The sequence below is a fragment of the Psychrobacter lutiphocae DSM 21542 genome (assembly GCF_000382145.1).
GTDB lineage: Bacteria > Pseudomonadota > Gammaproteobacteria > Pseudomonadales > Moraxellaceae > Psychrobacter > Psychrobacter lutiphocae.
The window spans coordinates 25,042-36,666 of record NZ_KB907653.1; the positions used below are offsets into that span (position 1 = coordinate 25,042).

Genomic DNA, 11,625 nt, shown 5'->3' on the forward strand with positions numbered 1-11,625 from the left:
TAAGTTAAAAATAATAAAGTAAAATAATTAGACATCGAACAACCATACACCTCATCGGATAATAATGAACACTAAGTCCTCTGCGTCTGATATACAGACTAAAGCCATTAGCTTTATAAAAAGTAACGTGTTAATTGTGCTAATACTATTGGTATGGCAAGTCTGTGTGTGGCTACAATTTATTCCAGATTATCTACTACCATCACCAATTCAAATAGTGCAGGCCTTTATTGAGGACTTTCCTTTACTAGTGATGCATGCTAAATACACTTTAGCAACCGCTTTTATTGGCACTACAATTGGTCTGCTGATTAGCTTTATACTGTCGATTTGTATGGATTTATCAAAAACAATCAAAGAGTTGGTGTACCCTGTTATTTTGCTAAATCAAACCATACCGACCATTGCTATTGCGCCCTTGTTAATTATTTGGCTAGGTTATGGCATTATGCCTAAGGTAGTGCTGGTAGTTTTGTCAGTATTTTTCCCGATTACTATTGCATTAGTCGATGGTTATCAATCAGTAAGCCGAGAGCATCTTAATTTATTTAAGTCTATGCAGGCATCAAAATATCAGCTGTATCGACATTTAAAGATTCCGTCTGCGATGGGGTCATTCTTTACTGGCCTTAAAGTGGCTCTGTCTTATGCACTGATTTCTGCGGTGATTGCTGAGTGGCTTGGTGGTTATTATGGCTTGGGGGTATATATGACTCGGGTGCGTAAGTCGTATGATTTGGATAGTATGTTTGCGGTGATATTTTTTATTAGCTTTTTGACCATTTTGCTTATTGCTTTGGTAAAGTGGTTGGAGCGACGGGTATTAAAGCAGCATTTTTTATAATTTTTTTAATTTACTAAAAGGATTTATTGTGTCATTTGTTTTTATCAACAACTCAACAAGTGCTGCCAGTGTCAGCAGTTGGCGTTATACTTTATATCTTATAGCTACTGTTAGCGCTTTGGTTATATTAACCGCTTGTCAGCCTAGTGACAAAGCTGTTATCGATACCCGTAATAATGCCAATGATGAAGGACTCACCGAGGTGATTATTTCATTAGATTGGGTACCCAATACCAATCATACAGGCATTTATGTGGCTCAAGACAACGGTTATTTTAAAGAACAAGGCCTAGCGGTGAAAGTGGTGCAGCCCAGTGAAGATAGTGCATCAACCCTTGTGGCTAATAATCGAGCCGACTTTGGTATTTATTTTCAGTCTAATATGGCAACCCGATTGGCAAAAGATATGCCAATTACTGCGGTAGCTGCTATTTTGCAGCATAATCCAGCAGGCCTGTTGTCGCTTAAATCTTTGGGTGCTACCTCCCCAAAAGATTTAAATGGTAAGCGTTATTCAACCTGGGAAGATCCGATTGATGATGCAACGGTAGCACATGTTGTTGGTGATAATCTGGTGAAAATTCCAGGTGAGGCGACCGATGCAACGGTGGCGCTACGAATGAATCAATTTGATTATATCCTTGCTTATTATGGTTGGGATGGGATACATGCCAAAGCACAGGGTGTGGATACTAACTTTTTCTTTTTAAAAGATTATGAGCCTATCTTTGACTATTATGCACCAGTGATTATCACCAATAATCAGCTGTTAGCGAGCAACCCTGAACTGGTAAAAAAGACGCTGATTGCCTTAAAAAAAGGCTATATTTATGCTGCTAATCATCCAGTGGAGAGTGCAAATATTTTGGTCAAATATGCGCCAGAAACTAATAAAGAGTTAGCGTTAGCCAGTCAAAAGTACATCTCAACTCAGTATTTGGATGAAGAGGGCGATTGGGGAGGATTTGATTACCAACGTTGGGATAGGTTCTATGATTGGGTGTATCAAAATGGATTGTTAGATAAGCCTTTGCCCCCACAAGCAGGGGTGAGTAATGATTATTTAACGCCTTTAAGTGATTAATTTGTCCAACCATCCATACACACATAACATACCTACTATAAAGGTGTATAGGATGAAATAGCGAACCTATGGATAATTGAATGAATAGCGTACTGCGATTAGAAAATATTAGTCACGCCTTTGGACAACAGCCTATTTTTGATAATCTGAATATGTCAGTGGCTAATAATACAGTGGTTAGCATTGTCGGTGCTAGTGGGGTGGGTAAAACGACCTTGTTTAATATCGCTGCTGGATTACTTACTCCATGGGCAGGCAGGGTATTTATTAACGGGGTGGATACCACAGGACAGGCAGGTACGGTTGGCTATATGCTGCAAAAAGACTTATTACTGCCCTTTAAAACCGTATTTGATAACATCGCTTTACCGCTAACTTTGCAGGGATTTAGTAAGGCTAAGATTGCAGATATTGTCAATCCACAATTAGCTAGCTTTGGTTTGCAAGGGTTAGAGCATCAATATCCGCAGGCCTTATCAGGCGGTCAGCGACAGCGGGCAGCCTTATTACGTACTTATCTTAGTGACAATCCGATTATGCTGCTTGATGAGCCGTTTTCAGCATTGGATTTTGTCACCAAGGATGAAATGTATCATTGGTTTAGCCAATTACAAAAGCGGTTACAATTAACCTGCTTAATTATTACCCATGATATAGATGAGGCGATATATTTATCAGATGAGCTGTATGTGCTCAAAGGCTCACCAGCTATATTTACTCAGAAGTTTAGCATTCCCAAGGATGAGGGGTTTTTAGATAGCCAAGCTTATTTGCAGTTAAAAAAACAAATATTAACCGCCATTCAAAGCTAACATACTTACTTAATAGCTAATTTATTTAATATCTAATTTAATACGCCAATCTCAACTTGAAATGCAGGCTGTGATTTATACGAGATTTGACTCCCTTCCTTTCTCTGTTAGCTAAGCGCAGCTTGACTCTTGCAAAGCTAAAAAGCTCTCCCAGAGCTTTTATTAACGCTTCTCAGGATTGGGGATGAATTTTCAGCAAATATCACTAAAACCCCTAATTCCCTGAGGATGGATAAAGCAAAGCACTGCTTTGCCCCGACGCAAGAGAAAATCTATGATTTTCTAATCTCCAAAAGGGGGACTTCCCATCCTTGTCAGTATTTTGTAATAGATGGGCTGTAAATACTGTCAATAAACCTGTTATTGATGTTGCTAGCTATTCTTGTTGAGAGTGAGGTATTTAATGTGAAATAGAGGAGACAGGGATGTTTGGTATCGAAAACTACTTAGGGTTTATTGCTGCCTGTATTTTATTAAACCTGGCACCAGGCACAGATACGGTTTATATTATTATGCGTAGTATTGCGCAAGGTAAAGAGGCGGGTATATTTTCAGCCTTGGGCATCATATCGGGTATTTTAGTCCATACCTCATTAGCGGCATTAGGTTTGTCGGTATTACTGTCCACTTATCCCCTAGTATTTACGATGGTTAAGACTGTGGGTGTGCTGTATTTATGTTATCTAGGCGTAAAAATGTTGATGACCCAACAAACCACAATGGTGTCTAGCAGCTTAGAGAACAGCACTTTAAAAGAAGGTATTTTAGAAGAAGGTGCTTTAGAAGAAGGCATCAATACTGGTAACAATATTAATAACAACCTTAGCCATGCACAAATATACAAGCAGGGTATATTGACCAATGTGTTTAACCCAAAAGTTGCTCTGTTCTTCTTAGCATTCTTTCCTCAGTTTATTGATACCGGTTATTCTAATAGTACGCTATCGTTCTTGGTATTGGGCTTAACCTTTGCAGCAACCAGTCTAATATGGTGTTTGATGCTAGTATTATTAGCTTCGGTATTCAGTCAGAAGCTAAGAGAAAACCCAACCATTGAGAGTCTATTAAACAAAGTCAGTGGTGTGGTATTTATTGGACTCGGGATTAAGTTGATGACCGCCAAATCCTAAAGCTGCCAATTCTCTATTTTGAATCTTATTTAATTGTTATAACAGCAAAAAAGCCCAAGTCACATGACTTGGGCTTTTTACGGTTATAACTAAAGATTGTATGTACTAAACAGCTTAAGCTAGTTATCTAGCCACAGCTTTAAAGGCAAGGCCGGCAAGTAGGGCGATGGTTTAGCGTCTGAGTTAATTTGCTCAAGATTAAGTACACCTTGTGCAATTAACAAAATAGTCCAAGGCAAGATCTGGTGCTCAAGCTGTTGCACGCGGGATTGCAAAACCTCAGCAGTTTGTTGTTTATTAACTCCCAGCATGGCTTGAGTCAATACTTGACCAGCATCAAGCTCAGCGGTGACCAGATGCACGCTACAACCATGATATAAGTCTCCCGACTCAAGTACACGCTGATGGGTGTCTAAGCCCTTATACTTTGGTAACAACGAGGGGTGCAGATTGATCATAGGTGCAGGAGCACTATGGATGAAGTCACCGCTTAATACTCGCATAAATCCTGCCAGCACAATCAAATCTGGCTGCCATTCATTTAATTGAGCAGTGGCATGGCGCTCAAAAGTCTTGATCCCCATGCGCTTACCAGCCTTGTCACCTTCGGTAATATGTGAAAATACCGCTGTTTTGATATTAGCTTGCTGTGCACGGGTCACAGCATAAGCATCTTTAACATTACTAATCACACCTACAATTTCAATGGGCAGGCTACCAGCTTGCATGGCGTCAATCAGTACTTGCAGATTACTACCACTGCCAGACACTAATACCGCCACTTTTAGCGGTTTTGAGTCAAAAGAGGATGACTGAGCTTGTGATATATTAGGCATATACCACTGCCTCATCAGTTCGGTTAATGATTTCGCCAAGTTTAAAGGCACTTTCACCAGCTTTATTTAAGATGGTTACGGCCTGATCAGCAACGTCAGCAGGTAACACCACCACGAAGCCAACCCCACAATTAAAGGTACGGTACATTTCATCTTGTTCAATGTTACCGTGCTTTTGTAGCCAGTGAAATAGCTCTGGCATTTGCCAGCTATTGGTGTCGATTTTGGCGGCTAGGTTGTCAGGCAAGACACGTGGCAAGTTTTCAGTAAAGCCACCTCCAGTAATGTGTGACATGGCGTGTAGTTTGCTGTTACCTAGCTGTTGTTGTAGCGCTTGAATGGCGTTGACGTAAATCTTGGTCGGAGCCATTAATGCATCAGCAATTGGCTGACCATCAAGAATCGTATCAGAACTGGTGATATCCACACCACTGACCTCAATTACTTTACGTATCAATGAATAACCGTTAGAGTGGGCACCGCTTGATTTTATACCAATAAGACTATCACCAGTAGAGACTTTTTCACCAGTAATGACGTCAGATTCTTCAACCACACCGACACAAAAGCCAGCTAGATCATAATCTTCATCTTGGTACATACCTGGCATTTCAGCCGTTTCACCACCAATTAAGGCGCAGTTTGACTGTTTGCAACCTTCACCAATACCAGCAACGACTGAGGCTGCGGTATCTACATCTAGTTTACCTGTGGCGTAGTAATCTAGGAAAAATAAGGGCTCAGCACCACAGACCAATAAGTCATTGACGCACATGGCGACCAAGTCAATACCTATGGTGTCATGCCGATTAAGCTGAAGAGCAAGTTTTAGCTTAGTGCCAACGCCATCTGTACCAGACACCAATAGAGGTGACTTATAGCCTTGAGGAATACGACAAAGGGCGCCAAATCCGCCAAGACCACCGACAACCTCTGGACGAGTCGTGGCCTTAGCAACTGATTTGATGCGTTGTACAAGAGCATCACCTGCATCAATATCAACGCCAGCATCTTTATAGCTTAAAGAAGTGGGTTGTGATGATTGGTTAGCTGTGTTGTTTATAGGGGTATTTGGATGGCTCATGGTAGCAGCAGACCTTATAAGCGAGTAATGTATGAAATATAAGCGAGTAATGTATGAAATAGTCAAGCTGGTTAGAAGTAATCAAGCTGGTCATCAGTATCGAAATAGTCTAACCAGGTATCTTTTAATGAAACACAAAAACTTGAATAAAATAAATACTAAAAGTTGTTTTTGCTGTTTGCATTATACGCAAAAACGCAGGGCTGGCAAAATTTAAGCGACATTTATTCACATTAATCGGCTTTTTTGGTTATCAAGAGCTATATAGACTTAATATATTCCGATTACTGATAACTAAAACCTTTTTAGACTGGACAAAGATCGAAGTTGTCATTGAAGTTGTCTCGGTTGAAGTTATCTAGATTGAAGTTATCTAGGTTAAGGTATAGACCTTAGCAAGATGTCTAACAGCATCTGAGGAGATTTTAACATCAGCTTAAAGAGACAGGACTATTTTTTGTTACTATATTGCAAAATTTATTGACATAGAATGTTTAAGTGTCACAAATTATACTGTGTATTGACTAAAACAAAGTATTGACTAAAACAAATCTTTGCCAGTGACATTTATCAATGCTATACAGTAGCTAGGCCTTGTTTATTAAAATTTTAAATTGATTATTTAGGTAGAAGGCTTATATTAGAGGCTATTATGATAATGGCAGTGTTTAATTCTTTTTCAATAACCGGTAACCAATAACCAAAATAAGAGAGTTTATATGCAGGTAGCACAGATTGATCCTTTTTTTAAGCGCTTATTTATCGTCATTGCCCTAGGTTTGTTTTTATATTTAACTTACCAACTGCTGCCGGTAATTATTCCATTTTTGTGTGCTTTTATACTGGCCTATTTGCTAAATCCATTTGTTAGTAAATTATCACGCATACTACCGCGGTGGCTATCGATAATTTTGGTGTATGCTGTTATTTGCTTACTCTTTGGCGGTTTTCTGTGGTGGTTGTTACCTACTTTATGGACTCAAATCCAATCTGCTTGGGAATATGTACCGAAGTTGGTACAGTGGTATAATCAGGATGTGCGGATTTGGTTAAATCAATACGAGCGCTTTAACCTACCACCTTTAGAGAGCAAGCTGGTCTCGGACACCTTGTTAGACTATTTGAATAAGCATTATAATATTGAAGATGCTCAGTCTCTAGTAATGCAGGTGATGAGCTCAGGGTTAACAGTGATCAATAACGCTGGTATGGCAGTATTAGTGCCCATTTTAACTTTTTATTTTTTATTCAGCTGGGAAGCACGAATGCGCACTTGGAAGGATGCACTGCCTGCTGCTAGTTCGGCTAAAATTATCAGCATTGCCAAAGACTGTGATAGTGCATTAATGGCTTTTGTTAAAGGTCAATTGCTAGTGATGATTTTGCTAGGGGTGGTGTATGCGGTACAGTTGCAGCTGATCGGTCTGGAGTTGGGATTGATTATTGGCATGGTGGCGGGTATCGCAAGTTTTGTGCCATACTTAGGGTTTGGTATTGGTTTTGTAGCAGCCATTATTGCAGGTTTATTCCAATTTGGTCTTAACTGGCTACAATTGGGGCTGATTGCCGGTGCGTTTTTGGTAGGACAAGCGGTAGAGGGTTATGTGCTCCAGCCATTATTATTAGGTGATAAAATAGGCTTGTCACCACTGTGGGTCATCTTTGCGGTGTTGGCTGGCGCAGCTTTAATGGGCTTTGTCGGTATGCTGATTGCTCTGCCCGTATCCGCTATCATTAATGTGTTGTTTCGCCATGCCTATGATGCTTATCGTCAATCTGACTTATTCAAAGGGCATAAGCAATATAAGCTTTTTAAGTAGGTCTGTTGAATGGGTATTTGTAGATAAAACTAAGGCAGATTTAACCAGTTTTAACACAAAAGCTACTTTCTAGTTGTTACACATATACAGCCCCACTAAAGGTTATGGTGTTAGCTTAATTAAGCCTACTCCAGTTGTACTTGCAATCGGTTGTCTTGTCGTAAAACTCAAGTCAGCCGACTATAAATAGAGCTTGCAAAGAGAGCCAACTTAGCTGGAAATAAGTAATGCCATACTATTGTTAACAAATTTATGGTATAAATAGGCGTTATAAAGTTATATCGAGCCGAGATACTAGCCTGATGACAAATCAATTAAGTTTAAATCTAGAAGTAAGGACAGACGCTAGCCTGAGTGATTTTTCTGGGCCTGGCTGGTCAACTATAATAGATGCTGTTCGGCAACTACACATCGGCTTAATTGGTCAGATGTATATCTATGGTAGTGCCGCAACTGGAAAAACCCATCTGCTGTCCGCCATCTGTGAATCCTATCGAGAGATGGACAAAACCGCCATTAACTTGTCATTAAAAGAGTTGGTAAATACTGATGTGGGGGTATTGGCGGCGCTTGAGAGCTTTGATCTGGTTGCCATTGATGATCTTGAAGTTATTCGCCATAGCCGTGCCTGGCAAGAAGCTATTTTTCACTTAATCAACCGTAGCCGTGAGGGGCAGGGGCAACTGATATTTGCTGCAAAAACCCCAGCTACTGAGTTACCATTTGAGTTGCCTGATTTATTAACTCGCCTCATTCAGTCACCTGCTTTTCGGGTGCCCGAAGGTCATAATATTGCTGATAGAAAAGCAATGCTAGAGTCGGTGATGCGCAGACGAGGATGGCAGTTTGATCCACGCATTACTGAACATTTATTACAAGAAGGTCCGCATCGAATTGGTGGTATGCTAGATATATTAAATGTGATTCAGCCACTATTTTCCAATTTAAATCGGGCTCATATTTCAAAGTCGGTTATTAATCAAGCGTTGGCTATGATTGACGAGCAGACGTTGTTGGCAGAGCTTGAGGATATTCATCAAGAAGTGCAAGAGGACTTATTGTCTAAGTCAGAAGAAAATAGCATCTATCGCGATAGCTTACCGTTAGATTTTTAGAAGTTGCTTTAGTGGCTAACTGTATTTTACAATTGCGAGTCTTGTTTTTTTGCGCCTGATTAAAAGCTGTAATTGTCATGTGTTAGGGCTGTAATTTAATTTGTTTTAATAATAATTTGTTTTAGTAATAATGAATAGGCAACTAGTTTTAGCAAAAAAGAATTTTATTTTAGTCAGAGTTATCACGTATACTAAACTTACGTTTTGCTTTTAGCTAAAAACAGCTATATCTTATTATACAGCATCAACTAACTGGTTAATATAATGATATTATCTGCGTTATTTTCATCGTCTGACTGCGAATTATTTTTTTTATCACCATTTTCAAAATGAAGACACGCCCTAGACAAAACGATAATAAGTATTAAATTACCTCTTAATTCTTCACACTGATAAGGCCCCGACTATGCAACACTCGCAACACAAACATACAGCCGTTAAGTTAATAGCTCTTGGTGTACTTGGTATCAGCTCAATCACTTTGGCGCATGCAGATGTAACACTACAAGTTGATGATCATATCAAAGTGACTGCGATAAATGGAAAAACCGTCAATTCAAGTCCATTCCAACCCATTAAGAGCAACTTTGCTTTGCAGCCTGGTCAGCATGTAATTACTGCAAAATACGAGCGTTTATATGATATCCGCCGCGATGAACATGACTACTTGCGTTCAGCAAATATCACTGTGACCGCTGATATGAAAGATAATCAGACTTATCGTTTGACTATGCCAGGACAGCCTGAAAAATACGAAGAGGCCAAAAGATATGCCAAAGCACCAACTTTAGCTATCATGCAAGGCAATACGGTACTAGCACAAGCTTCTGGTGGCTCAGCAGATGAAGGTGGCTTATTCTCAAGCATTAGTAATTTGTTCAGTGGAAACCAGGATGCACAAGACGATAACCAACGTGCTATTGCTGCAATTAATGCCAATCAACCGATTAATAATCGCAGTGGAAGCCAAGCTATTGCTCCTATTGCAGCGACCAATACGAGCACAACAACAACAGCATCTGTGCGTACGGTGGCCGTGTCTGAAAATGCGGAGACGCTAGATAAGTTTATGCAGCTTTGGTTGCAAGCTACGCCAGCTGAGCGTGATAAAATCCGCCAGTGGGTACAAAAATAGGTCTAAAATAAATTAATTTATCTCGTACAATGTTATTAAAATGGATTAAAAACAGCTAATTTTTGTCATATTATCTAATTTTTATCACCAGTTTTAAAATGAAGACACCTCTTAATTAATTTAATTAATAAAATAAGGAAATTTATTATGGCACATTTACATTTAGGCGATATCGCACCAAACTTTGACGCACCAACAACAGAAGGTGACATTAACTTTCATGAATGGGCAGGTGATAACTGGGTTGTATTGTTTTCACATCCTGCTGATTTTACGCCAGTATGTACCACCGAGCTTGGACGTACAGCTGCATTAAATGGTGAGTTTCAAAAGCGTGGTGTAAAACCAATTGCAATCTCGGTTGATAGTTTAGAAGATCACAATGCGTGGGCAAAAGATATTGGTGAAACTCAAGGTACAGATTTAAACTTCCCTATCATTGCTGACCCTGAGAAAAAAGTAGCGACACTATATGACATGATGCACCCAAATGCAGATAGTACGCATACAGTACGCAGTGTATTTATTATCGATCCAAATAAAAAAATCCGCTTAATGCTGACTTATCCTGCCAGCTGTGGCCGTAACTTTGACGAAATTATTCGTGTGATTGATGCGATGCAACTATCAGACGAGTACAATATTGCAACGCCAGTTGATTGGAAAGAAGGTGATGATGTGATCATTCCACCAAGTATCAAAACCGAAGATATTTCTGAAAAAGATTATCCCAAAGGGTTTACTGAAGTTAAGCCATACTTGCGCTTTACACCAGCACCTAACAAATAGCCAGCACTAAAAAACTAGTATAATAGACTGACGATACACTAGATAAAGGGCTACATTGACAGTTTGGGTGTATTGATAGCTTTGGCAGTCCTACCTACATGTCATTAGTGGATATATATTTATTGTAAGCCTCACTGTATAATTACTGTGAGGCTTTTTTGTGCCAGCATAAACAAGTGTTATCATAACCTGAGTGTAGGGTGAGGTTAATATAATACCTTTTCTGAAAAATAACCTATCTTTGTCAAACTCGTTGAACCTACTATATGTAGCGTTTGCACCCGTTTTCCTCGATAGCTTAATTTTTAGATTTGGTATAACAATGAGATTGATATAATAAAAAGGAGTTTGTAATGAAAAAGCTATATTTAAATCGAATTGCTCCAAATCCGCGTAAAGTGGTGGTGTTAATGCAAGCTAAAGGCTTAAATATTGATGATATGGATGATATACAAGTGATTGATGTCGATTTGGCTAAAGGTGAACATCTAACCGAAGAGTTTACAAACATTAATCCTCTACAACTGCTACCAGTATTAATCTTAGATGATGGTACGGTGTTAAATGACTCCCAAGCAATTTGTGAATATCTTGATCGTGTCTATGGTGAGCAGTCTATCATGGGTAATGATGTGGTACAGCGAGCGCAGGTAGGTTCTTTGCGCCGTACTGCTGAGTTTGAAGTGCTATATAATACCAAACCCAATAATTAAAGTTGAGCCCAAGCACGAGTGGTTAAAGTGCGAATTCTTTGTGGCTGTTTGAGCAGATTATTCCAAGCCAAACAAGCGGCATCAACAATAGCTTCATAGCTTTCATAACAGCGATTAGATAACTCATTTTGCTTCAGGTACTGCCATACGTTCTCAGAGGGGTTAAGCTCAGGTGAATACGGTGGTAATTTAAGCATAGTGACATTCCCCTGATTCAAGCTTGGTTGATGCCATAATGCACCGTCCATTACCACCACCGCATG

12 protein-coding genes are annotated in these 11,625 nt (G+C 39.5%); 9 read left to right on the forward strand and 3 right to left on the reverse strand.

The features are described 5' to 3' along the window. Positions 1-64 precede the first annotated feature (64 nt). The 4 genes from H140_RS0110805 to H140_RS0110820 all read left to right on the forward strand — a co-directional run bounded on the left by H140_RS0110805 (position 65) and on the right by H140_RS0110820 (position 3,870). Complete coding sequence (locus H140_RS0110805; RefSeq protein WP_019673673.1) at positions 65-844, forward strand: ABC transporter permease; 780 nt, start codon at positions 65-67, stop codon at positions 842-844. A gap of 100 nt (positions 845-944) precedes the next feature. Further along, positions 945-1,928 (forward strand): ABC transporter substrate-binding protein, encoded by a 984-nt coding sequence (locus tag H140_RS0110810; protein ID WP_156819165.1) that lies wholly within the window; start codon positions 945-947, stop codon positions 1,926-1,928. A gap of 80 nt (positions 1,929-2,008) precedes the next feature. Continuing rightward, positions 2,009-2,740 (forward strand): ABC transporter ATP-binding protein, encoded by a 732-nt coding sequence (locus H140_RS0110815; RefSeq protein WP_019673675.1) that lies wholly within the window; start codon positions 2,009-2,011, stop codon positions 2,738-2,740. Positions 2,741-3,165: 425 nt separating this feature from the next. Next, the gene (locus tag H140_RS0110820; protein ID WP_019673676.1) at positions 3,166-3,870 is read left to right on the forward strand and encodes a LysE family translocator; all 705 of its coding nucleotides are present in this window, start codon (positions 3,166-3,168) and stop codon (positions 3,868-3,870) included. 119 nt (positions 3,871-3,989) lie between these two features. Here the strand turns inward: H140_RS0110820 and purN are convergent, their stop codons facing one another. Together purN and purM are read right to left on the reverse strand one after the other, a co-directional pair. Then, positions 3,990-4,706 (reverse strand): phosphoribosylglycinamide formyltransferase, encoded by a 717-nt coding sequence (gene purN / locus H140_RS0110825; protein WP_019673677.1) that lies wholly within the window; start codon positions 4,704-4,706, stop codon positions 3,990-3,992. Next, entirely contained in the window at positions 4,699-5,790 is a 1,092-nt protein-coding gene (gene purM, locus H140_RS0110830) for a phosphoribosylformylglycinamidine cyclo-ligase (protein WP_019673678.1), read from the reverse strand. The genes purN and purM overlap by 8 nt, the downstream gene beginning before the upstream one ends. Positions 5,791-6,509: 719 nt before the next feature. Between purM and H140_RS0110835 the strand changes: the two genes are divergently transcribed. From H140_RS0110835 to H140_RS14520, 5 genes are all read left to right on the forward strand, one after another. Continuing rightward, a complete protein-coding gene (locus H140_RS0110835) occupies positions 6,510-7,610 on the forward strand; it encodes an AI-2E family transporter (RefSeq protein ID WP_019673679.1) in 1,101 nt (366 codons plus the stop codon). Positions 7,611-7,912: 302 nt separating this feature from the next. Next, positions 7,913-8,725: a DnaA ATPase domain-containing protein gene (locus H140_RS0110840; protein ID WP_019673680.1), complete on the forward strand. Its 813-nt coding sequence runs from the start codon at positions 7,913-7,915 to the stop codon at positions 8,723-8,725. 406 nt (positions 8,726-9,131) lie between these two features. Further along, positions 9,132-9,860 carry a DUF2057 family protein gene (locus H140_RS0110845; RefSeq protein WP_019673681.1) on the forward strand — a complete coding sequence of 243 codons (729 nt, stop codon included), beginning with the start codon at positions 9,132-9,134 and terminating at the stop codon, positions 9,858-9,860. Between the two features lie 147 nt (positions 9,861-10,007). Next, entirely contained in the window at positions 10,008-10,649 is a 642-nt protein-coding gene (locus H140_RS0110850) for a peroxiredoxin (protein ID WP_019673682.1), read from the forward strand. Between the two features lie 353 nt (positions 10,650-11,002). Beyond that, positions 11,003-11,362, forward strand: coding sequence for a glutathione S-transferase family protein (locus H140_RS14520; RefSeq protein ID WP_019673683.1), 360 nt, complete (start codon positions 11,003-11,005; stop codon positions 11,360-11,362). On the opposite strand, the gene H140_RS0110860 is transcribed toward H140_RS14520, so the two are convergent. Beyond that, a partial coding sequence (locus H140_RS0110860) for a transposase (protein WP_019673684.1) occupies positions 11,359-11,625 on the reverse strand: 267 nt, incomplete at its 5' end. The genes H140_RS14520 and H140_RS0110860 overlap by 4 nt on opposite strands.